18 protein-coding genes are annotated in these 25,453 nt (G+C 70.7%); 12 read left to right on the plus strand and 6 right to left on the minus strand.

The window, feature by feature from the left end; genetic code table 11:
• The first annotated feature begins 97 nt into the window (after positions 1 to 97).
• From ACQPZQ_RS00575 to ACQPZQ_RS00595, 5 genes are all read left to right on the plus strand, one after another.
• Positions 98 to 907: an HAD family hydrolase gene (locus ACQPZQ_RS00575; RefSeq protein WP_433290889.1), complete on the plus strand. Its 810-nt coding sequence runs from the start codon at positions 98 to 100 to the stop codon at positions 905 to 907.
• Positions 908 to 1,094: 187 nt separating this feature from the next.
• A complete protein-coding gene (locus tag ACQPZQ_RS00580) occupies positions 1,095 to 1,700 on the plus strand; it encodes a phosphatase PAP2 family protein (RefSeq protein WP_433290891.1) in 606 nt (201 codons plus the stop codon).
• Positions 1,697 to 2,620 carry a decaprenyl-phosphate phosphoribosyltransferase gene (locus ACQPZQ_RS00585; RefSeq protein ID WP_433290893.1) on the plus strand — a complete coding sequence of 308 codons (924 nt, stop codon included), beginning with the start codon at positions 1,697 to 1,699 and terminating at the stop codon, positions 2,618 to 2,620. The genes ACQPZQ_RS00580 and ACQPZQ_RS00585 overlap by 4 nt, the downstream gene beginning before the upstream one ends.
• Positions 2,621 to 2,809: 189 nt before the next feature.
• Positions 2,810 to 4,006, plus strand: coding sequence for a UDP-galactopyranose mutase (gene glf / locus ACQPZQ_RS00590; RefSeq protein WP_433290895.1), 1,197 nt, complete (start codon positions 2,810 to 2,812; stop codon positions 4,004 to 4,006).
• A 25-nt stretch (positions 4,007 to 4,031) separates the two neighbouring features.
• Positions 4,032 to 6,026 carry a glycosyltransferase gene (locus ACQPZQ_RS00595; RefSeq protein WP_433290897.1) on the plus strand — a complete coding sequence of 665 codons (1,995 nt, stop codon included), beginning with the start codon at positions 4,032 to 4,034 and terminating at the stop codon, positions 6,024 to 6,026.
• A gap of 54 nt (positions 6,027 to 6,080) precedes the next feature.
• On the opposite strand, the gene ACQPZQ_RS00600 is transcribed toward ACQPZQ_RS00595, so the two are convergent.
• From ACQPZQ_RS00600 to ACQPZQ_RS00610, 3 genes are all read right to left on the minus strand, one after another.
• Complete coding sequence (locus ACQPZQ_RS00600; RefSeq protein ID WP_433290899.1) at positions 6,081 to 7,973, minus strand: glycosyltransferase; 1,893 nt, start codon at positions 7,971 to 7,973, stop codon at positions 6,081 to 6,083.
• 116 nt (positions 7,974 to 8,089) lie between these two features.
• A complete protein-coding gene (locus ACQPZQ_RS00605; RefSeq protein WP_433290901.1) occupies positions 8,090 to 11,104 on the minus strand; it encodes an arabinosyltransferase domain-containing protein in 3,015 nt (1,004 codons plus the stop codon).
• A gap of 135 nt (positions 11,105 to 11,239) precedes the next feature.
• Positions 11,240 to 14,449 (minus strand): arabinosyltransferase domain-containing protein, encoded by a 3,210-nt coding sequence (locus ACQPZQ_RS00610; protein WP_433290903.1) that lies wholly within the window; start codon positions 14,447 to 14,449, stop codon positions 11,240 to 11,242.
• 514 nt (positions 14,450 to 14,963) lie between these two features.
• Between ACQPZQ_RS00610 and ACQPZQ_RS00615 the strand changes: the two genes are divergently transcribed.
• The 6 genes from ACQPZQ_RS00615 to ACQPZQ_RS00640 all read left to right on the plus strand — a co-directional run bounded on the left by ACQPZQ_RS00615 (position 14,964) and on the right by ACQPZQ_RS00640 (position 22,377).
• A complete protein-coding gene (locus tag ACQPZQ_RS00615) occupies positions 14,964 to 16,190 on the plus strand; it encodes a lipopolysaccharide biosynthesis protein (protein ID WP_241042432.1) in 1,227 nt (408 codons plus the stop codon).
• Entirely contained in the window at positions 16,180 to 17,358 is a 1,179-nt protein-coding gene (locus tag ACQPZQ_RS00620; RefSeq protein WP_433290906.1) for a glycosyltransferase family 4 protein, read from the plus strand. Before ACQPZQ_RS00615 ends, ACQPZQ_RS00620 begins: the two co-directional genes overlap by 11 nt.
• A complete protein-coding gene (locus ACQPZQ_RS00625; protein ID WP_433290908.1) occupies positions 17,355 to 18,080 on the plus strand; it encodes a class I SAM-dependent methyltransferase in 726 nt (241 codons plus the stop codon). The genes ACQPZQ_RS00620 and ACQPZQ_RS00625 overlap by 4 nt, the downstream gene beginning before the upstream one ends.
• A gap of 180 nt (positions 18,081 to 18,260) precedes the next feature.
• Entirely contained in the window at positions 18,261 to 20,033 is a 1,773-nt protein-coding gene (locus ACQPZQ_RS00630; RefSeq protein WP_433290910.1) for a hypothetical protein, read from the plus strand.
• A 38-nt stretch (positions 20,034 to 20,071) separates the two neighbouring features.
• Positions 20,072 to 20,716 (plus strand): nitroreductase family protein, encoded by a 645-nt coding sequence (locus ACQPZQ_RS00635; protein WP_433290912.1) that lies wholly within the window; start codon positions 20,072 to 20,074, stop codon positions 20,714 to 20,716.
• 158 nt (positions 20,717 to 20,874) lie between these two features.
• Positions 20,875 to 22,377 (plus strand): acyltransferase family protein, encoded by a 1,503-nt coding sequence (locus ACQPZQ_RS00640; protein ID WP_433290913.1) that lies wholly within the window; start codon positions 20,875 to 20,877, stop codon positions 22,375 to 22,377.
• A 53-nt stretch (positions 22,378 to 22,430) separates the two neighbouring features.
• Here the strand turns inward: ACQPZQ_RS00640 and ACQPZQ_RS00645 are convergent, their stop codons facing one another.
• Positions 22,431 to 22,796: a YciI family protein gene (locus ACQPZQ_RS00645; protein WP_433290914.1), complete on the minus strand. Its 366-nt coding sequence runs from the start codon at positions 22,794 to 22,796 to the stop codon at positions 22,431 to 22,433.
• Positions 22,797 to 22,940: 144 nt separating this feature from the next.
• Between ACQPZQ_RS00645 and ACQPZQ_RS00650 the strand changes: the two genes are divergently transcribed.
• Entirely contained in the window at positions 22,941 to 24,020 is a 1,080-nt protein-coding gene (locus tag ACQPZQ_RS00650; protein WP_433290915.1) for a hypothetical protein, read from the plus strand.
• 32 nt (positions 24,021 to 24,052) lie between these two features.
• Here the strand turns inward: ACQPZQ_RS00650 and ACQPZQ_RS00655 are convergent, their stop codons facing one another.
• Together ACQPZQ_RS00655 and ACQPZQ_RS00660 are read right to left on the minus strand one after the other, a co-directional pair.
• Complete coding sequence (locus ACQPZQ_RS00655; protein WP_433290917.1) at positions 24,053 to 24,496, minus strand: hypothetical protein; 444 nt, start codon at positions 24,494 to 24,496, stop codon at positions 24,053 to 24,055.
• Positions 24,497 to 24,600: 104 nt separating this feature from the next.
• Complete coding sequence (locus tag ACQPZQ_RS00660) at positions 24,601 to 25,407, minus strand: ImmA/IrrE family metallo-endopeptidase (protein WP_433299706.1); 807 nt, start codon at positions 25,405 to 25,407, stop codon at positions 24,601 to 24,603.
• Between the last annotated feature and the right edge of the window lie 46 nt (positions 25,408 to 25,453).

Here is a 25,453-nt window from a genome sequence, read left to right on the forward strand (position 1 = left end):
CTGGGGCCGGTCTGACCTCCTCCACCCCGTCTGCGCCTTCCGCGCTCCCGTGGCTGATTGTGGGATCGGTGGGCGCCGTGTCCGTACCCTGGACGTTGTGCAGGCTCCCCGACTGGTCGCAACCGACGTCGACGGCACGCTGCTGGATCCCGACGATCGGGTCTCGCCGCGCGCCGTCGCCGTGATCAAGCGGCTGGTGGCGGACGGAGTCGGCTTCGTACTGGTCACCGGGCGGCCGCCGCGCTGGATCCCGCCGGTCGTGGCGGAGCTCGGGGTGGCGTGTCTCGCGGTGTGCTCCAACGGAGGCGTGCTCTACGACGCCGCCGAGGACCGCGTGGTCTGGTCACGCGCCCTCGGCCCGGATGCGCTCGCGCACCTCGCGGAGGTGGTCACGGTGGCCCTGCCGGGTTGCGGGCTGGCGGTCGAGCGGGTCGGGGCCACCGGATTCGACGAGCCCTCGGCGTTCGTCGCCGAGCCCGAGTACCGCCACGCCTGGCCGGAGTCCGACGCCGCGGTGGTCACGCGGTCGGAAGTGGTCTCGCGGCCTGCGGTGAAGATGCTCGTCCGCTGCCCGGGCCTCTCCAGCGACGCCATGGTCGCCGCGCTCGCCCCGGTGGTGGGCGATGCGGCCGACCTCACCTACTCGCATCCGCGAGGGCTCGTCGAGATTTCGTCACCGAACGTCACCAAGGCCACCGGGCTGGCAGAGGTGGCGCAGCGTGACGCAGTCGATGCGGCGAACGTCATCGCGTTCGGTGACATGCCGAACGACCTGGATATGCTGCGCTGGGCCGGGCACGGCGTGGCCATGGGGAACGCGCACCCAGCACTGCTGGAGATTGCGGACGAGGTCACCGCGAGCAACCGCGACGACGGCCTGGCGCTCGTGCTGGAGCGCTGGTTCTGAGCGCGGGAGACGGCAGCGAGGACACTCCGAGGACACCGCACCCGGCTACGCCAGGTGACCGGGCGTAGCATCAGCCTCTGATAGCGCATCACACCTGTGCATCGGCGGCCCACCCCCGCGCCGCCGTCACACGCACTGACCCGGCGCGGGCCACGCCCCGCCACGCCGCACTGGAGGCCCCCCGCCCGTGGCCGAGCTCCTCGACCGCCCCGGCCCGACGCGCCCCCCGGCCGTCATCCCCGGGGGTACCGACGACGTCCCACCCGCCGCATTCGAGGTGCGCCTGCTGGAGGCCGTGCAGGACAACATCGCCAGCCCGCCGGTCGTGCGGGTCGCGCGCGGCATGTCGCTGTTCGGCGAGCACGCCGCTGGATGGCTCCTGTTCGGCGCCGTGGGCGCGGTGCTCGACCGCCGCAGGCGCCGCGACTGGGTGACGGCCACCGCCGCCGTCGCGCTCGCGCACGGCGCGTCCGTCGGAGTGAAGCGGGTGGTGCGCAGGCCTCGCCCGCAGCACCCTCGGGTGAGGGTGCTCGTCGGCACGCCCAGCAGGCTGAGCTTCCCGTCGGCGCACGCCACGTCCACCACAGCGGCGGCCGTGGTGTTCGGGGCGCTGCTACGCAAGCCGCTCGTGGCAGCGCTGGTGCCACCGATGGCACTGTCCCGGATGGTGCTCGGCGTGCATTACCCCACCGACGTCGTGGCGGGGTCCGTGCTAGGCGCCGCGGTGGCGGTCGGCGTCCGGCGTCTGGCGAACCGCTCCACCGCACAGCGTCCCCGGAAGGGAAACCGATGACGAGCACCGACGCGCCGACCGAGCAGCAGGCCGTACCGCCGCGCACGCCGGTGAGCGTCACCCGCGGTGTGCTCAAGACGATGCGGCCGCGCCAGTGGGTGAAGAACGTCCTGGTGCTTGCGGCGCCCTTCGTCGGTGGCGACCTGTTCACCACGGGCATCGCGATCCACCTCGCAATCGCGTTCGTGGCCTTCTCGATCGCCGCATCGGGCATCTACCTCGTCAACGATGCCAACGATGTGGCCGCCGACCGGGCGCACCCGACCAAGCGCAACCGGCCGATCGCCGCGGGGATCGTGGCTCCCCGGCTCGCGCAGTCGGTGGCCGTCGTGCTGCTGCTGGGCGCGCTGGCGTTGAGCTTCCTGGCCAGCGTGCAGCTGGTGATCGTGCTCGCCGTCTACATCGCCGTGCAGCTGGCGTACTGCTACTGGCTCAAGCACCAGCCGGTGCTCGACATCTGCATCGTCGCGTCGGGCTTCTTGCTCAGGGCGATCGCGGGTGGTGCGGCCACCGGTATCGCGCTCTCGCAGTGGTTCCTGCTGGTTGCCGGGTTCGGGTCGTTGTTCATGGTGGCCGGCAAGCGCTACGCGGAGATGATGCTGGCGGAGCGCACAGGCGCGAAGATCCGCAAGTCGCTGGAGAGCTACTCCTCGTCGTACTTGCGGTTCGTCTGGGCGTTGTCGGCCACCGTGCTGATCACGACGTACTCCCTGTGGGCCTTCGAGATCCGCGAGGAGCAGCACAACACGGTCTGGTCGGTGATCTCGATCGTGCCGTTCGTGATCGCCGTGCTGCGCTACTCGGTGGACGTCGACTCGGGCAACGGCGGCGAGCCGGAGGAGATCGCGCTCGCCGACCGTGTTCTGCAGGTGCTGGCGCTGCTCTGGGTGGGCACCCTCGTCCTCGCGGTGTACGCCTGAGGTGCCTTCCCAGCACTCGTCGTGAGTGACCGAGGTCATACGCGGTTACGGCGAGTCGGCCCGGCCGTCAGGGAGCGGGCAGGTATGGGTACGCATGGGCGCGAGGCCGGGAGCAGCGTGTCTGCGGCGGACACACAGCGGGCAGGGTGGCGCCCGTCGCATGTGTGGTCGCCGCTACCCTCGGCAGTCGTGAGTTACGCGGGATACGACCTCGTCATCGTCGGATCGGGCTTTTTCGGCCTGACCGTGGCCGAGCGGGTCGCCTCTGAGCTGGACAAGCGCGTCCTGATGCTCGAGCGGCGTTCGCACATCGGTGGAAACGCCTACTCCGAGCCCGAGCCGGAGACGGGCATTGAGATCCACCGCTACGGAGCACATCTGTTCCACACGTCGAACGAGCGCGTCTGGGATTACGTCAACCGCTTCACCGACTTCACCGGCTACCAGCACCGCGTGTTCGCACGTGTGAGTGATCAGGTTTACGCGTTCCCGATGAACCTGGCGCTGATCAACCAGTTCTTCGGCAAGTCGCACACGCCGGACGAGGCCCGCGCGCTCATCGCGGAGCAGGCCGGTGAGATCGACCCGAAGAACGTGACGAACCTCGAGGAGAAGGCGATCTCGCTGGTCGGGCGGCCGCTCTACGAGGCGTTCGTCAAGGGCTACACGGCGAAGCAATGGCAGACGGATCCCACGCAGCTCGATCCCTCGATCATTACTCGGCTACCGGTGCGCTACACGTTCAACAACCGGTACTTCAACGACACGTACGAGGGCCTGCCGGTCGACGGATACACGGCATGGCTGGAGAAGATGGCCGACCACCCGAACATCGAGGTGCGGCTCGACGTCGACTTCTTCGATGTTCGTGATCAGATCCCGGCCGGCACCCCTGTCGTCTACACAGGAGCGTTGGACCGTTACTTCGACTACTCCGAGGGCGAGCTCGGCTGGCGCACGTTGGACTTCGAGCAGGAGGTCCTCCACGACACCGGCGATTTCCAGGGCACCTCGGTCATGAACTACAACGACGAGGACGTTCCGTTCACGCGGATCCACGAGTTCCGCCATTTCCACCCGGAGCGGGACTACCCCACGGACAAGACGGTGATCGTGCGGGAGTACTCCCGGTCCGCCGAGTCCGGTGACGAGCCGTACTACCCGATCAACACGCCGGACAACCGGCTCAAGCTGCAGCGCTACCGCGACCTCGCACGCAAGGAGACCGCCAACGCGAACGTGCTGTTCGGTGGGCGGCTCGGTACGTACAAGTACCTCGACATGCACATGGCGATCGGGTCGGCGCTCACCATGTTCGACAACCGCATCGCTCCTTACTTCACCGACGGCCGGGCGCTTGCCGGCACCGAGAGCACTGAGGACTGACGACGAGCATGCAGGGCCCGAACCGATGACCCAGACGATCGTGACCGCCGAGGAGATCGCCACGCCCAGCGGGGAGGCGGCCGCAGGCAGCCTGCTGCAGCGGGTGATCATGCCGCGCTCCGGCGACCCGATGAGCGTCCGCTCGCTATACATGGACGAACGCACCGGGATCCGCCTGACCACCCAGCCCGGGCCGATCGGAGCGGCGCCCACCCGGAAGGTGGACCTCACCGGATCGGCGGTGAGCGCGCGGCGGCTACGGGTCGTCTCGCGCACCTCGTTGACGGTGCCGGAGCAGAGCGAGGTGTCGTTCGGGGCCTACTTCAACGCCTTCGCCGCCGGTTACTGGCGGCGCTGGAGCCGGCTCACCGAGGTGCACCTGCGCCTCGAGGTCGAGGGCAGCGGCAGGGTCGACGTCTACCGGACGAAGGCCGACGGCTCGCAGATCTTCGTGCGCGGCGTCGTCATCACCGGGCCGAGGCGCCAGGAGCTGGACCTCGACCTGGATCTGCGCCCGTTCGAGGACGGTGGGTGGTACTGGTTCGACCTCACCACCGACACCGACGACCTCACGCTGCACTCGGGCGGGTGGTACGCGGCGGAGAAGGCCGCCGGCCGGGCCGCGGTCACGATCGGCATGCCGACGTTCAACCGGCCCGCCGACTGCGTCGCCACCCTCACCGCCATCGGTGAGGACCCCCTGGTGCTCGAGGCCGTCACCGCGGTGATCCTGGCCGACCAGGGTACGCAGAAGGTGCGCGACGAGCCCGGCTTCGAGGCTGCCGCGGCGGTGCTCGGCGAGAAGCTGCGGATCATCGACCAGCCCAACCTCGGTGGGTCCGGCGGTTACGCGCGCGCGATGTACGAGGCGCTCGACACCGACTGCGAGCAGATCCTCTTCATGGACGACGACATCCTGCTCGAACCCGACTCGGTGCTGCGGGCCATAGCGTTCTCCCGCTTCTCCCGCGAGCCGATGCTCGTCGGCGGGCAGATGCTGTCGCTGCAGGCCCGCTCGCAGCTGTCCACCATGGGTGAGGTCGTCGACCGCAACGCCTTCCTCTGGCGCAACGCGCCCGGCACCGAGCCGCACCACGACCTGGCCGAGTACCCGTTGCGCCAGACGCCCTGGCTGCATCGGCGCACGGACGTCGACTACAACGCCTGGTGGATGTGCCTGATCCCGCGCGTGGTGGCCGAGGACCTCGGGATGCCGCTCCCGCTGTTCATCAAGTGGGACGACGCCGAGTACGGCCTGCGGGCCCGCGGCCGCGGCTATCGCACGGCCACGGTGCCGGGTATCGCGATCTGGCACATGTCGTTCCTCGAGAAGGACGACACGAGCGACTGGCAGGCCTACTTCCACTACCGCAACCGCTTGGTCGCCGCCGCGCTGCACGGGCCCGACAGCCCCAAGGCGCTGCTGCGCGACACGCTCAAGCGCACGCTGCGCCACCTGTTGCTGATGGAGTACTCGGCGGTCGCACTGCAGGCGATGGCCCTGCGTGACTTCCTGGCCGGTCCGGAGGCGTTGTTCCCGACGCTGTCGACGGTGCTGGGCGAGGTGCGTGCCGAGCGCGCCAGGTACGACGACGGCAGGCCACTGGACTCGGCCACCCAGGTGCCGCTCTCGGAGCTCGACGCGCTCGCGGCGCAGGTGTTCCCGCCACCGCCCACACGCAAGATCCCGATCGCCAAGGGCCTCGCGCGGAGCGTCCTGCACAACCTGCGGGCTCCGAACCCGGAGCACCAGATGGTGCCCCAGCGCAACATCCCGTCCCGGCAGGCGCAGTGGTTCGTGCTGTCCCAGCTCGACTCGGCCACCGTCTCCACGCCCGACGGACGCGGGGTGACGTTCCGGCGCCGCAACCCGGAGCTGTTCCGTTCGATGATCAAGCACGCGGTGGCACAGCACCGAGAGATCGCCAAGGCGTGGCCGGAGCTGCGCCGGCGCTACCGGGCCGCGTTGCCGGAGCTCACCAGCCGCGATGCCTGGAAGCGCGAGGTCTTCGACCGCTGAACGCCGGCGTGGTCCGGACAGCCACCGGCTGTCCGGACCACGCTGGTCAGGTGCTCAGTCGTCGAGGCCGTAGAGCCGCGCCCAGTTCGCCCTGCTGGTGAGGTTGCCCATCTCCGCGCGGTAGCGCCGCGCGGCCGTGGGGCCCTCCTTCACGAAGCGGCGGAAGGTGCGCGCAGCACGCTTCGTGAGCTGCAGGGCCAGCTCCTTGTCGCGAGTGCGTACCCGGATGCCCTGCTCGGACATGTCCGTGACCACGGCGCGCTCGAACGTGGAGACGTGCCACCAGTGCGCGTCGCCCGCCGGGACGAACCCGGTGCGGTGCACCGACCGGTCGGTGAGCAGGTACGCGGCCCGCTTGATCCACGTGAGGCGCTCGCTGCCGGGCGGGTTGGCGGCGCGAATGACTTGCAGCTCGCGGAAGTCGTCAGGTACCTCCGAGACCGGGCGCATGGCGGTCTCCTCGTACTGGGCCCGGATCCGCCGGATCTCGGCGGCCGCGGCAGCCGAGCCGTCGCGCAGGATCTCGGGGCCGTCGAGGAAGTCCTCCACGGCCTGCAGCAGTGTGGCCGACAGCCCGTACTGCATGCTGATCACGTACTGCGAGAGCAGCTGCCCGAGGCGCCTGGTAATGCGCCGGATCGAGAAGTCGGTGTGCAGCGCCGCGGTGATGAGGCCGTTGCGCATGTTGAAGTACCGGTGCCACTCGTCCCAGTCCTTCCACCCGAAGTCGGCGTGCCACACGCCGGCGCCGGGCAGGGCGACGGTCGGGAAGCCGTGGGAGCGGGCACGATAGCCGTACTCGATGTCGTCCCACTGGAAGAACAGCGGCAGCGGGTAGCCGATCGTCCGCACGATCTCGGCCGGGATCAGGCACGACCACCAGCCGTTGTACTCGGTGTCGACGCGGCGTTCCTGGTTGATCGGCAGCTGCCGCTCGTCGATCCCGAGCAGGTACGCCTCGCGGAGCGCGCCCGGGACGGGCATGCCGACCTGCAGCAGCTCCGGATCGGCGTACTCGGCGGAGATGTGCAGGTGGGCGGGGTGCAGCAGGTTGAGCATCTGCCCGCCCACGATCGTGGGGTGGCGGGTGTTGGCCGCGAACGCGGTGAGCCGGACGATGATCTCGGGGTCGAGCAGCACGTCGTCGTCCATGAGCAGGACGTCCGCGTGATCCTCCGGGTCACCCTTCGTGGCGTCGAACAGCCCGCGGGTGAACCCGCCTGCACCGCCGAGGTTGGGCTGGCGCACGTAGCGCAGCCGCTCGCCGAGCGCCTCGGCGATCTCCGCGAACCGGGGCCGGGACTCCAGTGGGTCGCTGCCCTGGTCGACGACCTGCACGGCGCCCACGCAGCTCAGGGCCTGCGGGTCGGAGGCCATGGCCGCCAGCGTGTTGAGGCAGTCCTCCACCCGGTTGTACGTGCAGATCACGACGTCGGTGCGCAGACCGGGGCGGGCGTCGGGAACGGTCCACCGGACGTCCGACACCGTCAGCTGACCGGTCTCGGTGGTGAGCTCCAGCCACATGCCGCCGCCGTCGATGAACCGGTCGACGGGCCCCGTCAGCTGGATCGTGCGCTCGTCGGCGTCCTGGACCTCCTGGGCCTCGACGATGCGCCACACCTTGTTGGTGTCGGAGGCCATCAGGCGCACCCGGCCCGTGCCGCTGACGACCGCCTGGACCTCGATCTCGCGGACGTCCGTCCACCGCTGCCAGTAGGTGGCGTGGAGCCGGCCGAAGTAGGTGTTGGTGCTGACACGGGTGTTCGGTTCTAGCGTGACGCGGGTGCGCTCGCGACGGGCGGCGCCCTTGTCGACGACCGAGTACAGGTCCTCCGGGACCCGGGCCGAGGGACCGAAGAACAGTCCGCGCTGGGCGACGAGGCGTGACCGTAGACCGTCGGCCGTCGACTCCGGTTCCGCGTGCTCGGCGTCGGGGTGCAGTGGCACCGCCGTGTCCGTGATTTCCGGTATCCGAAGCATGGAGTCGGCCGTCCTCGTCCTCGGTCGGGGGCGTTGCTGGTGGGCTCATTGTGGAGCAAGCGGAGGGCCGGACCCGACGGGGGTCAGCCCACAGGATCGAGTCCGGGCACCCGCGCGTGACCGTTGCGCTCCCACCCCGCCACCGTGCGGTCGGTGATGACCGGTACGGGCCTGGCCAGCGGTTCCTCGACATTCCACCGGTAGAGCTGCGCGGCGTCGCGGGTGGGATCGCCCTGCAGGTAGGTGGGCATCCGCTGCTCGGTGACGAGGAGCCGGGGTGCTGCGAATGGACCGCCGAAACCAGCCGAATAGGTGATTCCCGCGGACGGATCGGACGCGGGTGTCCCGACGCGCCACTGCGCGAGCCCGGCGGTGCCGAGTGGCAACGGTTCGGGGGTGAGACAGGGGAAGAGGAACGCGATCGGCCAGTCGAGGATCGCGCTGGTACCCGGCGGCAGGACGTCGGTCATCGGGGTGAGCCGGGGCACCCGCGGGAGGGACGCGACGGCAGGAGAGCGCGGGCCCGCGTTGGGTGCGTTCACAGCGAGCCGCACCGTATCGGCCTCGGGCGGCGCCATCTGGCGGTCGTCGGTCGGGCCGAGGCTGTCGGCGGTGACGGGCCGGCCCTCGATCACCCGGTCGCCCACCCCGAACTCGACGGTGAGTACGTCGCCCGGCTGGGTCTCACCCGAGGTCGTGACGACGACGGGGAGGGCGCCGGAACGCTGTTGTGGATCGAGGCGGAACCAGGCCGTGGTCATGCGGCCGGCAACCGCGATGCCGGGCATCGTGCTCCCCCCGACGTCGACGGGCAGGGTGCGGCCGGTCGGTGAGCCGGTGGCGATCGGCAGCAGCCCGTCCACGGGGTCGGTCTCGACGGACAGCAGGCGCTGCAGCCCGCAGGGTTCGCCGCGCAGCGTGGCGAGGCTGTCGGAGGCGAGCGTGTAGCTGTCGCGGTGTGCCACGGCCACCCGGACGAAGCTCAGCACCTGCAGCGCCAGCACGACCACGAGGAGGAAGGCGACCAGCGGCGTGGGACCGGGCACCCAGCGCGGCACGGCGACACCGGTGGCCCCGCCGGCGCGTAGCCACGCCGACCGCACGATCAGCACACCCACACCCACGCCGCCTGCAATGAGGGCGATCGTGGCCACCGGGATGTTCGCCAGCTGCGGGGGCGTGGTGGAGAAGCTCGGCGTGAACCAGTTGCTCGCGTACGGCCAGATGTTGTAGCCGGCCAGCACCAACGCCCCGACCACCGTCACCGCACCGAGCGCGGTGAGCATCCGGTGTGGCTGCTCGCGCAGGGTGACCGGGCGCTGCACCAGCAGTCCTCGCGGTACCCACGCCTGCGCAGCGGATGGGCGCTCCACGCTCGCTCGCCGCGCTGCTGCTGCCGACCACGCCACCATCCCGAGCACCAGCACTGCCGCCCCGTAGCCGGCGAGGTCGCCGAAGTGCTGGGTCCACTTCGTCGGGCTGACGGTCAGCGTGGCCAGGGAGAGCAGAAAGCCGAGCACGAGCCGACGCGCCGGGCCGGTGGCGATGCCGGTGCGCGATCCGCGCAGCGCCCACAGCACGCCCGCCGCTGCGAGCAGGGTGAGGAGCACCGCGGCGCGCCGCCCGATCGAGCCCTCGAACGAGCCCGGCGCCAGCAGCGCGGAGTAGCGCTCGTACTCCTGGTACCACGGCATCCCGCCGCCGATCAGCGTGCGGACCCTCGTGGCCTCGAGCATCCCGGCGAGGCTCTGGTCGGTCACCATCAGCAGCACCGCGGCGGCCGGAGCGGCCACGATCGCGGTGAGCACCGGCAGGACGTGCAGGTCGCGGCGGGCGCGCAACAGCCGCAGCACGGGCAGCGCGCCGGCGAGGAACGGCGTGAACGCCATCAGTCCGGCGGGCGTCACCGCGGTGGTGACGCCGGCGAGGAGGAGGCCGACGACGAGCGGCGTGATCCTGCGGCAGGCCACCGCCCGTTCGACGGCCAGGAACACTGCGAGCGTGCCGACGGCGACCCACGGCTCCGGGCGCAGCCCGAGGTTGAGCGGCACCCACCAGGTGGCGAGCGCCAGCGCGGCGAGCCACGGCGCGGCTCGGCCTGCGGCGAAGCGGCCCAGGCGGGGGAGCACGAGCCGGGAGAGGAGCCACCAGCACAGCAGCCCGAGCAGGACCGACGGCAGCCGCATCCACAACGTGGAGGGCGAGATGAGCGACCAGGCGTAATAGACGTCGTAGAACCAGCTGAACGGGGCCTCCGGCGCGTTCAGCCAGCGGTAGACGTTGCCGATGAACCCGTTGCTTCCGATGCTGCGGACGATGCCCGCGATATAGCCGTCGTCCACGGTGATCGCGCCCACGAGCCACCAGATCCCGAGCACTGCGACGACCACGGCGTCGACCGGGCGCGGCCGCCACCAGCGCGGTGGGAGCAACCGCACCGGCGGGGTGACCGCGCGGTCGGCGCGGCGCAGCGCCACGAGCATGCCGAGCAGCGCGAGTACGCACACCACGGCCAGCGCGGCCTTGATCGCGGAGATGGTGGTCTGGAAGCGGGTGTCGGTGCGCAGCGACAAGGTGACGCCGGTCTGCACGTCGCTGAACGCACCGGCCACGTCGGGTCGCACGTCGCCGGTGCGGGTGAGTGCCGGAGTGCCGTCGACCAGTACTTCTGTGCGTTCCGGGTCGGAGTGGACGGTGAGGGTGCACGCGCCCCGCGGGAGGGGCACGGCACCGAGATCCACGCCCGCGCTCATGACCCGCACCTCGTCGCCGGAGGCGGTGAGTCGCAGGCCGTAGAGCGGCTCCGCCGTGGAGTCGGGTCGCAGAGGCACCGTGGAGAGCAGCTCCCGGCTCACCGGGGGGCCGCCGGGGCCACCGCCGACGCGTGCCACTGCGCAGCTCACCGTGGCGGTGAGATCGACCGGCTGGTACGGCATGAGCGGGATCGCGGCAGGCCCGTCCGATGCCGTCCAGCTGTAGCGGACGTCCGGTTGGTGCACCGGCGCGAACGGGAACGCCACAGCGGCCAGCACGGCGATCAATCCCAGGACGAACACGGCGCGGCGCGGCCCGCGCGATGTGCGCAGGGGTGGGGTCACGTCATGACTGCCACGACCGCCGGGTTGCGGTTTCCGAGAACTGTCCGGCTCGGGCGGTGTCACCGACCGTGCGGGCGTGAGCACGTGGGCAGCCTATGGGGAGCCGGTTACCGTTCCAGGCCGGGGGATGCCGGCTCACTCTTGCGGGGCAGGGCCGGTCCCGGTGGCCGTGGACGCCCCGGACACGGTGCGGGTCGTCTTCGTCACGGTGTACGCGGCGCGGGCGAGCGGGGTGCTGAACGCGTACACCTGGATGTGCGGGTCGGCCCCGCCCACCACGGCCAGCTGCTGCACGCCCTGGGTGCGTGGCACCTGCGCGAACGCGCCGCCGCGGGAGGGCACCCAGGTGCCGTCCGCGAAGCCCGAGAGCGCGCCCCCGTCGCCCCACAGCACGGCGTACTCGGGCGCCTCTGTGATGCCGTCGACCATGGCCGGCTGGCGCTGGCAGGGATACGCGAACGCGAGCGGCCACGCCAGTGCCACCGGAGCGTCGGCCGGCAGGTAGTCCGAGAGCACGGTCGGCTGCTGGACGGCCGGGGCGCTGAAGGCCACGAAGCCGTTGACCATCCCGGTCGCGTCGACCGCCTCGAGCCGCACCACATCGGCTTCCGGCGGCGGCTGCAGGACGAACGTGCGCCACGACGACTCGGTCGCGGTGTCGGTGAGCTCCTGCTCGCCGACCCGGGTGACCTCTGATCCGGCGCTGCGGCCGTACACCGCGGTGAGGCTGTTGCCCTCCTCGAGCCTGCCTGCCGCCAGCACGGTGGTGGCAGCACCGCCCTCCAGTCCGGAGGGGAGCGAGTACCAGGAGGTGGTCATGTCGCCGAAGTTGCGCTCGGCGCCGTGGCCGTTGCGGAAGAGGAGACTGCCCCAGATCTCCGCGCCGGCGGGCCCCTGCGGCGGGTCGCCGACGTAGAAGCCGCCACCGGGCTCGAAGCCGTTGGGGGGTGGGGGTGCAGGCAGCCCGGCCGCGACCGGCAGCGTCGACGCCGTCGAGGGGTCGAGCACACGCACGGCGCCTGCCGCCCCGCAGTGCTTGCCTGCGGGGTCGGCGAAGCCCTGCGCCCAGATCGACTCCCGGGGGACGCCCATCACGGCGGCCTCGCCGAACGTGCCGACGGTGTAGACGGTGGTGCCGAACAGGGAGATCAGCACGACTGCGGGAACCGCGCGCAGCACCCCGAGCCGGACGTCGCCTCTGCCGAGCAGGCGCGCGGCCAGCCCGCCGATCAGCGCCGCGACGACCATGACCAGTGCCCAGAGCAGCGGACGGTCCAGCGAGATGTTCTTCACCGCGGGCGGCAGCTCCGGCCGGTGGGCACCCTCGAGCCAGGCGTACGCCCACTGGTTCGGGCCGTGCCAGGCCAGCGTGATCGTGACGACGAACGTGGCGGCCGCCGCCACCAGCACGCCGATCGACAGCCTCGAACCCTGCAGCACCCGCCGCGTGAGCGGCACCGACATCACCAGGAACAGCGCCAGGAACGCCGCACCGACGCCGGCGAGCGCACCGAAGTGGTGGGTCCACTTCGACGGGGTGAGCCACAGCGCGGCGAACGCGAGCGCGGTGGTGGAGGCGGACAGCCACAGCGGCGTCGGCACGGTGACCCGGCGGGCCCGGGCCGCGACGGCGAGCACCGCGAACCAGACGAGCGCGACGATGCACACCAGTACGGCGGCACGCTTGGCGTAGTTGCCCATCGCGATCTGCGAGAACAGGAAGGTGTAGCGCTGGATCTCGGTGGTCCAGTTCTCCTGCCCCTGCAGCGAGAGGAAGATCGTCTGCCCGCGGATGAAGTCCCGCAGACCGCCGTCGGCGAAGGCCAGCAACGGGGCGACCATGCCGCCGGCGGCGACGGCCAGGACACGCAGGGCCGTGCCGATGCGGTCGCCCGCCACGCGGACGACCGGCCAGAGCAGCGGCAGCCCCGCGATCAGCGGGGCGAGAAGTGTGAACCCCGTGGGGTGGGTCGCGAAGCCGAGCCCGGCCAGCGCAAAGGCGAGCCAGGCGAACCAGAGCCGGCGCCTGCGGCTCGCGGCGAGCACGGCGAGCATCGTGGCCGCGCCGCACAGCGCCACGACCGTCTCGGGGCGCACGCCCATGTCCTGCGGCACCCACCATGACAGGAACGTCACCGCGAGCACCGCGTGGGCGATCATCCGCACCCCGCGCCGGTGCGGTGCCCAGTCGTTCATCGCGGCGGCGACGAACCGCCGCAGCGCGAACCACGTGAGGATCCCGAACACCGCAGCCGGGATGCGCTGCATCACCGGTGCGTTGCCGGCGAACTGCTGCCACCAGCCCAGCGACTGGTAGAACCAGGTGAACGGAGTGAAGTTCTGGTCGTAGAGCTGGAAGTAGTTGCCGACGTCGCCGGACAGCACCGAGTTGCGGGCCATCGCCGCGTAGTAGCCGTCGTCGTCGGTGGCCGGGGCCACGAACATCCAGAAGACGATCACCGCGGGCACCAGGAAGTCGACGATCCGCGGCCATCCCAGCCGCCACACGCGCGGCACCCGCGGAGTCATCCGGTCCAGGCGCAGCAACAGCACGGCGGTGATGAGCAGGGCCGCGATCAGTGTCCAGATCAGCGCGCTCTTGACGGCGGTGGGACTGCTGGTGAACTCGTCGTCCGCCCGCATCGAGACGGTGAGCCCGCCGGAGGGCAGCACTGTCGCGTCGGTGGCGAGCACGTCGACGTCGGGCAGCTCCTCCGCGGGGGTGCGTACGAGCTCGGTGCCGTCGCGGCTGATGGTGAGCTCGGCGTTGTCGCGGTGGGCGAAGGAGGAGAGGTCCGGGGCGTCCGGGTCGGCGGGGTCGGGGTCGTCCCGGACGAACGGGGGGAGCCCCCGGCTGTCGCCTGCGATCCGGTACTCGCACGGGCCGGCTGGTAGTGGGTCGTCCAGCAGGAGCCGGTCGAACGCGCCCACCCGCACGCGGCCCTCGCGAACCGTCACGATCATCCCGGTGGTGCCGGCCACCGGTGACTCCGGCGCCGCGGTCGACAGCACGACCCCGCCGTCTGCCTCCGCGGCGCGCACGGCGTCGCAGCTGAACCGCACGTCGAGGGTCAGCGGCCGGTACGCCGTCAGCGACAGCAGCGTCGACTCGGGGTGCGTCGGATCGACCGGCCAGCTCACCGTGGGTTCGGAGACGGAGACGGGAGCGAACGGCAGCAGTGCCGCGCACACGACGGCGACAAGTGCGGCGAGGCCGGCCAGAAGGGCGGTGCCCCGCCCCCTGCGGGGGGCGGGCTGCGGGGGACCGGAGGGGCCGGCGTGGTCGACCGCCTCTCCGGCCGGCGCCGTGTCGTCCTCCCGGACGGCACCGGACACGTCAGTCACAGCCGCATGCTGTCAGGAGCTCCCGCATGAACACGAACGGGGCCGATTGCGGGGAAGCCACGTTCTGGCAACAAGATGCACACGAAGGTGGTGCAATCAGGGCGTTGGACGGCGCCCGAACGGGTGGTGAACGGCCATGGCCGCTGTTCTGACGATCTGTGCGGCCGGACCGGGCCCCGCCCGGTTGGATGATTGACGCCTCTACAGTTCCGGCGTGGTTGATCTCCTGCCGGACGCGGTGCGTGCCCGGTTGACGCGTCGTCGCCCGGATGGTGCCCCCTCCGGTCACCGGGTCGGGCGAGGCGGACGTGAGCGGCCCGCCTCATCGGCGCAGCCACCCCTGACCGGCCCAACCGGCGACCCGACGGTGACCGGGGCCCCGAGCCTGAACCCGCAACACGCCGATGGAAGTTGCATAATCAGGCCTCCTGACGACTTCGAGCGGAAGGTTCCGGTCCTGGCCAGCGCACCCGGCACCCGTTTTCGGTCTGTCGGGCTCGTCGTCCTCGGGATCGTGGCGTCCGGTCTGCTCCTCAATGTCTATCTCGCGATCGTCGCGCGCAGTCTCACGGCCGCCGAGTACGCCTATTTCGGCGCTTTCTGGTCGCTCGCGCAGGTGGCCGGGTTCGGCATGTTCCTGTCCATCGAGCAGGAGACCGCCCGCCTGCTGCAGACGCCCGGCAGGCCGCTCGGTGTGCTCCGCGCCGTTCTGCTCACGGCGGCGACCATGGCGGTCGCCATGCTCGCGGTGGTCGCGCTCGGCTGGCCGGTGCTGTCGAGGGCGTTCGGCGGCCAGGCCGTCACCGTCGTGGCGATGGGCGTGCTGTGCCTCGTGTCGGCCGGTCAGTTCGTGGTGCGCGGCGCGCTCATCGGGATGGACCGGATGGGCCGGCACGCGGCGATCATGCTCCTCGACTCCGCACTGAGGGTCGGCCTGGCCGCGCTCGTCGCGTCGCTGGTGGCCACCCCGGGCAGCCCCGCCTTCGCGTGGACGCTGGTGGTGGCCATCGGGCTGGCGCACGCCCCGCAGCTCCTCTCCCTGCTGCGCCGCCGTACCCGTGCCGCCACCGAACCCGACCCCGCCGCCGGCTGGCTCACTCCCCGGACGATCTGGGGCGCGGTCGCGCCGTTGCTGATGGGATCGCTCTGCGCGCAGCTGCTGCTCAACGGGCCGCCGGTGCTCGTGCCGGTGCTCGCGCAGAACCAGGTGGACGTCACGCGCGCCGGCCAGTTCCTGGCGGCGTTCACGCTCGCCCGCATTCCGTTGTTCCTGGTGGTGCCGCTGCAGACCGCGTTGCTGCCGATGTTCACCTCGATCCTGCACTCGGGCGACCGCGTCGCGCTCCACCGCCTGGTCCGCAGGCTCTCGCTGGGGTTGCTCGTGCTGGCTGCAGCCGCTTTCGGGCTGGGGTACCTGCTCGGGCCGTGGCTCGTCCAGCTGATCTTCGGTGCCTCGTACGTCCTGCCCGGATCGCACATCGCCCTGCTCGCCGTAGGGGTCGCGACCTACATCGGGCTGGTGCTCGTCACGCAGGTGCTCGTCGCGTCCGTGCGACACAAGCTGGTGGCGTGGAGCTGGCTGTCCGGCCTGCTCGTCGCCGGGGTGGTGCTCGCGCTGGTGCCGGACCTGCTGTTGCGTGCCGAACTGGCCTTCCTGCTCGGATCCCTCGTGGGGTGGCTCGTGGCCACCGCGCTGGTGCTGAGCGGCCGACGGGAACGGGAGCTGCAGAGTGTCGCCTGAGGAGCCGCATCGAGACCGCCCCGGTCGCCGCGTCGGCATGCGCCGCGACGACCTCGTCATCGCGCTGACCTACTACGCCCCGTACGTCTCGGGCCTCACGAACATGGCGCGGGACATCGCCGAGGGCCTCGCCGCCCGCGGCAAGCGGGTCACCGTGGTCACCAGCCGCTACGACACGTCGCTGCCGCGCGAGGAGGAGATCAACGGGGTGCGCGTGCTGCGTGCCCCGGTGCTCGTCCGGCTCGGCCGCGGAGTGATCAGCCCGCAGTTCGTGCGCCTGGCCCGCGCCGCGATGGGAAGGGCCGCCGTGGGCTCGCTCCAGCTGCCCATGCTGGAGGCCGGGGCGATCGCCGCCGGGATGCGCACCCCGATCGTGTCGACCTACCACTGCGACGTGACGTTGCCGCCTGGTCCGGTCAACACCGCGCAGCGGCTCGTCGTCGACGCGTCGAACCGGCTCGCGATGTCCCGCTCGGCCGTCGTGACCGTCACCAGCGAGGACTACGCCCGGAACAGCCGCATGTGGCCGTCGATCGAGCCGTCGATGGTCGTCGTCCCGCCACCGTGCTCACCGCCGCCCACGGGCGAGCCGAGCTACCGCGAGACCGACGGGCTGCACGTCGGCTTCCTGGGCCGGATCGTGCGTGAGAAGGGCCTCGAGTACCTGGTCCGTGGCTTCCGCGCGCTACCCGATCCCGACGCCCGCCTGCTGATCGGCGGCGACTTCACCCACGTCGCCGGCGGCAGCGTCGTCGACCAGGTGCGGGAGGCGATCGGCGACGACCACCGGATCCGGCTGATGGGGTTCGTCCCCGAGCAGCGGATCGGTGACTTCTACGCGTCGCTGGACGTCTTCACGTTGCCGTCGGTCAACGCCTTCGAGGCGTTCGGCATCGTGCAGGCCGTCGCGATGCTGGCCGGTGTCCCCGTGCTCTCCAGCGACATCCCGGGCGTCCGGCAGCCGGTGGCGCAGACCGGTTTCGGTACCGTCGTCCCGCCCGGAGACTCCGCGGCGATCACCCGCGCGCTGCGGGCCTTCCAGGCCAACCCGCCCGACCGGACGGCAGGAGCGGCACAGGCACACCGCGCGTTCTCGGTCTCCGCAGTGCTCGACGGCTACGAGGTCCTGATCGACAAGGCGGCACACCACCTCAGGAGCACCCGATGAGCACGGAGTTCGAGCCAGTCGCCGGCTCGCCCGACCACTACGACGCGGACTACTACGACAACAACGGCCAGGCGGGCGACCGGCCTGCGCTGCGTTGGTACGTCCGGATGGTCCGGCGCTACGTCGGCCAGGGCCCCTACCTCGACTTCGGCTGCGGCACCGGCCATCTACTGCGCAGGCTCGCCGCGCACGGACCGGCGTCCGGCTTCGAGATCTCGGCCTACTCGGCCCGCATGGCCCGGGAGACCGCGCCGGGATGCGACGTGCACACCACGCTCGACGCGATCCCGGGCGGCGCCTTCCGTGGCCTCACGGCCGTTCACGTGCTGGAGCACCTCGACGACGAGACGGTCGCGGCGGTGCTTGCGTGCTGGCGGCGGGTGCTGGTGCCGGGCGGGCGGGCGCTGGTCGTCATGCCTGACCCTGCCGGCAAGGGCCGCGCCCTGGCCGGTGACGGCTGGAACGGCTACCGCGACCCCACGCACGTCAACCTCAAGCCCCACGGGGAGTGGCGCACGGTCCTCGCCGACGCGGGCTTCACCGTGGTGCGTGAGGGCAGCGACGGGCTGTGGAACGTGCCGTACGGCAAGCTCCCGAAGCTCGTCGACGCGGGGCTGCACGCCGTGCCGGCGCTCGCACAGTTCCTGGCCGGGCGCCTCTTCCTCCGCCCGGGATCCGGCGAATCGTCCGTCTTCGTCCTGGAGGCTCCTGCTTCGTCCTGACCCGGACGTTCCCCTCCCAGTGGTGCCCGGCACCATGTCGATGTCCGCTTTCGGTGAGCGTCGGGCATCAGGGCGCGTGGGGGGAGTCCGGGTGAGCGAGCTTGCGAGCGAACCAACGTCACAGCGCCCGCGCACGGTGATGTCTCCCGATGGGTCGGCCGAGCGCAGCGAGGGCGAGCGATGAGCGCCGTCCTGCAGGCAGGCCCAGCGGCCGCCGAACCGAGCCCCAGGCCGATTCCCTCCGCCCGGTCCCCGTGGACGTTTGCGCTGTTCGGCGTGACGCTGCTGGTCTTCGCCACGCTGATCTGGCACCGCCGCTGGATGAGTGACGACGGGCTGATCGTCCTGCGGACCGTCCGCCAGCTGGTCGCGGGCGAGGGACCGGTCTTCAACGTCGGCGAGCGTGTCGAGGCGAACACCTCCACGCTGTGGACGGCGATCCTGGCGATCCCGGGCATGGTGCCGTGGCTGTCGCTCAACTGGGCCGCGGTGGTCCTCGGGCTGCTGCTGTCGGTCGCCGGCGTCGGCTTCGGGCTCGACGCATCGCGGAGGCTCTTCGCCGGCGGGCGGCTGATGATCCCGTTCGGGGCACTCGTCGTGGTCTCCCTGCCGCCGTTCTGGGACTTCGGCACGTCGGGGCTGGAGACCGGCCTGATCGTCGGGTGGCTCGGTTTCACGTGGTGGTTGCTCGTCGGTCGCCTCGTCGCCGCGCGCACCGGGAACGCGGGCCGGGCATGGCCGCTCGCCCTCGTGCTGGGGCTCGCGCCGCTCGTGCGCCCCGACCTCGCGCTGTTCGGGCTGCTCGTGGCGGTCGCGCTGGTGGCGCTGGAGATCCGGCGGGGGTGGCGTCGCCTCATCGGGCTCGCGGCGGTGGCCGTCGTGGTGCCGTTGGCCTACGAGGTGTTCCGGGCGGGCTTCTACGGACTGCTGGTGCCGTCCACGGCACTGGCCAAGGAAGCGAGCGTGGCTCGCTGGCAGCAGGGCGTGTACTACCTGCTCGACCTGATCGAGCCGTATCGCCTCTGGATCCCGTTGCTGGTGCTGCTCGTCGGTGTGGTGGCGGTGCTGTGCGGGCGTCGGGGTGCTGTGCCGCGGCCCTCGGGCCGGATGCGCCTCGCCACCGTCCTGGTGCTGGTCGTGCCCGTGCTGGGCGCTGCGCTGCTCGCCCTCTACGTCACAAGGGTGGGCGGCGACTTCATGCACGGCCGGATGTTGCTCCCAGCCCTGTTCTGCCTGGTGCTGCCGGTCATGGCGCTGCCGTTCACCCGGTGGACCGCGCTCCCCGCGATCGGGATGGCGGTGTGGGCGCTGGCCTGTGTGCTGGGCATGCGGCCCGCCTACGACACGCTCGGTCCCAACTGGATCGCCAACGAACGCCTCTACTACGTGGTGCTGGTCGGCAACCCCAACCCCGTGACCAGCGAGGACTTCCTCGACCACCCCGTGGCACCCGAGGGAGTCGCAGCTCTTCGCGATGCGTCTGCGCCATCGCTGGGAGTGGCCGGGCCGGGTGACGACGGGCTCCGCTGGTGGCTGTTCCCGAAACCGGCCGACCAGGCCCGCGACACGATCGTCTGGCTGAACCTCGGCGTCACGGGCGAGCTCGCGCCGCTGTCCACCACCGTGCTCGACGGCGTGGGACTCACCAACCCGATCGCCGCGCACGCCACCGGCCTGCCGGACGGGCGCATCGGTCACGACAAGGACCTACCGCCCGAGTGGTTCCTCGCCGACAGCGGCATCACCGGCGACACCGGGTTCGTCGACCCCGGCGGTGTCGCCGCGGCCCGCGCCGCCCTCGCGTGTCCGCGCACGCAGGAACTGCTCGACTCGGTGCGGGCTCCGCTCACCGCACAGCGGTTTTGGGACAACCTGACCGGGGCGTGGGAGCGCACGTCCTACCGGTACTCCCGCGACCCACGCGCTGCCGCGGAGTGCCGCGTAGCCGAATGACGCTGACGGTCCGCACGGTGCGGAGGCATGATCGGCACATGACTCTGCCGCTGTCTCCCGACGAACTCCTCAGCTCCACGCGCTCCGTCCGCAAGCGCCTCGATCTGGACCGGCCGGTGCCGATCGAGCTCGTGCGGGAGTGCGTGGACATCGCCGTCCAGGCCCCCACCGGCGGCAACCGGCAGAGCTGGCACTGGATGGTCGTCACCGACCCCGGGCTGCGGGCCGAGATCGGCAAGTACTACCAGCAGGCGTTCGATCGCTACCGCAACTCCCCGACCTACGGCGGTGACGTTTCCCAGCACAGCGACGAGCGCCGCGCCGTGCAGGCCAGGGTGACGAGCTCCGCCGAGTACCTCGCGGAGCGGATGGGCGATGTCCCCGTGCACGTCATCGCTTGCATCGAGGCGGGAGAGGAGCTGCCGGCGAGCAACCAGGCGGGCCTGTGGGGCTCGCTGCTCCCGGCCGCGTGGAGCTTCCAGCTCGCCGCCCGCGCCCGTGGGCTCGGGAGCGCCTGGACCACCCTGCATCTGCGCTACGAGAAGGAGATCTCCGAGCTGCTCGGGATCCCGCCGAACGTGCGGCAGGGCGTCCTCCTGCCCACCGCCTACTACACCGGCGACACGTTCAAGCCCGCGACACGCGAGCCGCTGGATACCGTTCTGCACATGGACCGGTGGTAGCGGAGAGTGGTCGCCGGTTGCACAGTGTGCTGAACAGGGCCCCGTTCTGCCACCCGGTCGGCCCTACGACACGCCAGCACGCAGTGACAGCCCGGGCCAACACGGTACGTTCTGGCTGGTAGGCGAACCGCTGCGACGAAAGGCCTCGTTTTCTCAGCGTGACGAGAGCAGGCCAGCAGGTCACCACCCCGTGCGGCAGTCGCAGTGTTCTCACCGGCGAGCTCAAGGGTCTGACGGGGCTGCGGATCGTCGCAGCGATCTGGGTCGTGCTGTTCCACTTCCATTTCACCCCGCTGCCGGGAGTGGCCGAGGTCGCGGCGACGCTCGGGCCGTTGGTCACAGCGGGCGCCCTCGGCGTCGACCTGTTCTTCGTCCTCAGCGGGTTCGTGATCGCCTACACGTACATGGACAAGCTGGGGCCTGCGCTGCGCATCGGCGCCACCGCGCGGTTCGTCTGGGCGCGGGCCTGCCGCATCTGGCCCGTGTACGCGGTGGTGTTCCACCTGTTCGGCTTGTGGCTGATGGCCCGCATGGTGTTCGGCTCGGACTCCGAGATCGCGTTCCAGGCCGTGCAGCCCGAGCTCGGGGTCGGGCAGTACATCCAGCAGCTATTCATGGTCCAGCTCTGGGACAACGCGTTCTTCGACGGGGCGTCGTGGGTGGGGCCCACCTGGTCCATCAGCGCCGAGTGGCTGGCCTACCTGCTCTTCCCCATCGGCGTGCTCGTGCTCTTCCGGCTGCGCAACCTCCCCGCCGCGGTGCTCGGCGTCGCAGCCGTGGCGCTGATGGCTCCGATCGCGTGGGCGTACCTCTCCACCGGCAGCCCGTACTACCCGTGGAGCTGGGTGGTGCGCATCCTCTGCGGGTTCAGCGCGGGGGCGCTGATGTACCTGGCCGTCCGGCGGACGCGCCGGACGTCGTCGAGGGCACGGCGCAGCGCGTCGACGTTCGCGGTGATACTGCCGCTGATGATCGCGGGAGGGCTCCTGCTCGGCGAGCTGATCGGTCCCGGCAGGGGCGGCGCGGTGATCCTGCTGTTCCCGTTGCTGGTAGGCGCGATGGCCCTGGCCGACCGGGGTCCGGCGTTGGCGCTGTCGGCCCCGTGGGCCGTCTACGGCGGCCGCATCTCCTACAGCCTCTACCTCGTGCACATCCCGATGTTCGAGATCTACTGGCTGGCACTGCGGAAGTTCTCGATTCTCGGACCGGACACCGTCCTCGCCTACGTCGCCGGGGCGCTCGTGCTCGTCTCGACCATCGCGGTGGCGGCGCTCGCTTACCACGCGGTGGAGGAGCCCGCTCGGCGGCGGATGCGCAAGCTGGTGCCTGCCGAGGTGGAATCGGCGTCGAAGGCCCCACGCCATCGTGCCGTCGGTGGGTCCGCCGCAGGCTGGCCCAGCGTGGGCCACCAGACGGCTACCGCCGCCCGTATAGCGGCCGCGCGCCGCACACTCGCCGCCCGCACGGACAGCGAGATCCGCCCCGCCGAGAAGGCGGCAGAGTCAGCCGAGTTCGCCGTGCCGCGCCGACCCGCCCTGGGCACCCGGAACGGGGTGCTGGCCGCCGCGCTGATCAACGCCCAGCGGCGGGCGCCGGCGAACGTCGACGAGTACGAACGTGCCCTCTACGTGCGCGGGGGATATCTGAACGCGGGGGGCTGAGCAGCCGGCCTCCTGCCCGATGTGCCGCGGGCAGGAGGCCGGTACCGTCGCAGCTACTGCGGACCGGCCGAGAACACGATCGGCCGCACCTCGACGCCCAGTCCGTCGACCGCGGAGTCCGGAATCAGGCCGGCGAGCTCGATCGCCCGCTCACGGGTCGCGCACTCCACGACGTAGAAGCCGCCCATGAACTCCTTGGTCTCCAGGAACGGGCCGTCTGTCACCACCGGCACGCCGCCTCGCCCGCCCACCACGACGCTCTGGGCGGGATCGGCGAGGGCGTGCGTCTCCACCATCTCGCCGGACGCCCTGATCGTCTCCATGAACGTGCCGTGGCCGGTCATCACCTGCTCACGCTGCTCCTCGGTCAGCGCATCGAGCGCCGCGGCGTTCACCTGCATGATCAGCATGTACTTCACGGGTCGACTCCTCCGGATCGCGGCCGCCCGGGCGGGCACCGTCGCGAACAGGTCGTAGGCGGCGCCACGTTCTCGACATCGGTCCGTCCCTGAACTTCCGACCCCCGTGCGATAACCGCCTCACCCGAAGCGCAAGATCCATTTGTGGGGTTTGCACGGGCGCGGGAGGACGGCAAGGGCATGGGCGATATGCGACGCCCGCCTCGGAACCGCGGACGGGCCCGCCCGCTCGTCCTGCTGATCGCGGCACTTCTCGTTGCCGGCAGCACGACTGCGTGCTCCGTGTGGGAGAGGAAAGTGCCCGGGCAGGCCGCGCCGGTCGACCTGGTGCACCCTACGGCGGGCCCGCTGGACGGGGCCGAGTCACTGACCGACGCCGATCTCGCCAAGGTGAGTGCGGGGCAGCTTCTCGACGAGAGCATGGTCGCCCTGCTCACCCAACCCGTGCTGCACGTCCGGATGGAGACCACGGCGGACCTGCCGTTGTACATGACCGGCGGCGACTACCGTGCCGCGGTCAGCGACGGTGGCATCGACTTCCGCACCAACGACTTCGCTTATCACGAGCTGGACGGCTTCAACACCATCTGCGAGGGCGGCGAGATCTACCTGCTGGATACGATCGACGCGACGTGGTCCGAGGTGGATCGCAGCTGCGCGATCAGCACCGACGGCGTGTTCGGTAACGCGAGCAGCACCCTCCAGATCATCGGCACCGTGAGCGACGGGGTGCTGACCGCAGGCCTCACACCGGACGAGGCGACGGCGTTCGTGGGCGCGATCCACACGGAATACCCGGACTACCTCGGCGTCGGAAAGCTCTCGCTGGTCGAGCGCGACGGCCGGCAGTACGTCCGGACGCCGTTCGTCCTGCGGTCTCTCGACCGCGACGGGAACCAGGACGGGATGATGCGCCTGATCTGGTCGTTCCGGGAAATCGGGGCGAGGTGGAAGTCGCACGTACTCATGCCGGGCAATGCGGGTGTTGCCACCAACCAGGTGGAGGCCGTCTACTACGTCGACCCGAAGACCCGCCTGCCCGTCTACACCGAGTCGCTCTTCTACGACCCCGTGGACGACCCGGGCGCCGAAGCCGGGAGGGTCGCCAGGATCGAGTACTTCTGGGACGGTGTCGTGCCCCACGCGAAGCCGGTGACCGGCGACGCGAGCGAGCCCGAACCGCCGTCATGGCCGGCCGAGCGAATCCGGCCGACCGGGCACTAGCGTTCAGGCGGTCCCGTGACGGGATGCCCTCGTCAGCGGATCAAACCTTGTCGGCGGACCCATGCCTCGAATCCTCCGACCTCGAACGGCATTCGGGCACCATGGCTGATCACCGCGTCGCAATAGCTGGTGGCGGTATACACGCTGATGACGGCACAGCTGATCGCTTGGCAGAGCACCCAGATGCTTCCGTGCGCATCCAATCCGTACTGTTGCGCGACCAAGCGAGCATCCTTGTCGTCGATCACCGCCGTTGCCACATGGCTCTGGGCCCATGCAGCAACAGCAGCCTCGCCTCGATGATGCGGTCCGGCAACCAATCGCTGGCTCCACTGACCGAAAGCAACGATCTCATTCAACCCATCGACATGGACAACGCTCGCCCAGTCAGGGGGCGCGGCCCCCAACTGGGCCGGTTCCTCAGCGACAGTCGCCGGGATGTAATGATTCCACGGGTGCTCGGATGTTCCTTTCACGAGATCGCCTAGGACGTCCAGTCGGCTCGCCCTGGCCGCATGCAGGAGCGCAGACGTGTCCCACACACAGGTCAGCGCCTTGGGGCCCGCCTCTCGAGATGACGTCATTGCCTGTCGAAGACCTCTAGCTGCGGCAGATCTCCGACGGTCAGCGTGTTGTGAACAAGTTGGACAGCGCGCTCGGCAGAAATGCGGCCGTTCCGCCATGCAGCGAACACCGCCCTCTTCCACCCAGGACCCGTTGTCCCGGGGGTGAGGTCGGCGAGCGGTTCGTACCCGACGATCTCCAGAAAATCGCCACGGGTGGGTGTGCGTGCACGAAGACCCTGTACGTCCCGGCGCTCGATCACGCCGGCCCCACTGGCCGAAGCTATGGTCGACGACCAGGAGAGTCTGTACTCCGCAGCGATACGGACGAGCTGTAAGTACGGCTCGTCCCGTGCTGCATTCGACCATGCTGCTCGGACGTCGTCGGTCGGCAGCAGGAACTCGCCGACGAAGGCGTCGATGACCTTCTCCTTCTCGGCGTCGCTCGCCGCCACACCCACGTCGGAGTGGTACGCATCGCCTGTGAGGTGGTGGCCGATCTCGTGTGCAGCGGTCCAGCGTCTCCGACCCGGTTGTGCGTGGCCACCGATGACGGCAACACCGAATCCTGGCTCCAGCTGGAGTGAGGCTCCGGACACGTCGCGGTCGACCACGACGATGTAGAGCCCGAAGAGTTCCCCGACCTCCGCCAACGGGCCCAAGGGGCCCGACGTGATGCCGATCTGTCTCCGAACGTCACGAGCCAGTTCGACCGCCGCTTCCGCATCGCCGACCGGGCCAGGTGTGATGAGGTACTGGGCCCTGTCGAGCAGACCTTGGTCCTTGAGCCACTCGGCGTCCCGCGCGTGCGCTTCGAGATCCACATCCAACAGAACCCGGTCTCTCGAGCCCTGGTCAGGGTCGTCGGCG

This window comes from Pseudonocardia sp. CA-142604, from assembly GCF_050948475.1.
Taxonomy (GTDB): Bacteria; Actinomycetota; Actinomycetes; order Mycobacteriales; family Pseudonocardiaceae; genus Pseudonocardia; species Pseudonocardia alaniniphila.

What these genes read in the sequence shown, in the direction of transcription:
- ACQPZQ_RS00595 (WP_433290897.1), top strand. Translation starts at nt 4,032, where the DNA reads ATGACCCAGACGATCGTGACCGCCGAGGAGATCGCCACGCCCAGCGGG.
- ACQPZQ_RS00635 (WP_433290912.1), top strand. Translation starts at nt 20,072, where the DNA reads ATGACTCTGCCGCTGTCTCCCGACGAACTCCTCAGCTCCACGCGCTCC.
- ACQPZQ_RS00630 (WP_433290910.1), top strand. Translation starts at nt 18,261, where the DNA reads ATGAGCGCCGTCCTGCAGGCAGGCCCAGCGGCCGCCGAACCGAGCCCC.
- ACQPZQ_RS00625 (WP_433290908.1), top strand. Translation starts at nt 17,355, where the DNA reads ATGAGCACGGAGTTCGAGCCAGTCGCCGGCTCGCCCGACCACTACGAC.
- ACQPZQ_RS00585 (WP_433290893.1), top strand. Translation starts at nt 1,697, where the DNA reads ATGACGAGCACCGACGCGCCGACCGAGCAGCAGGCCGTACCGCCGCGC.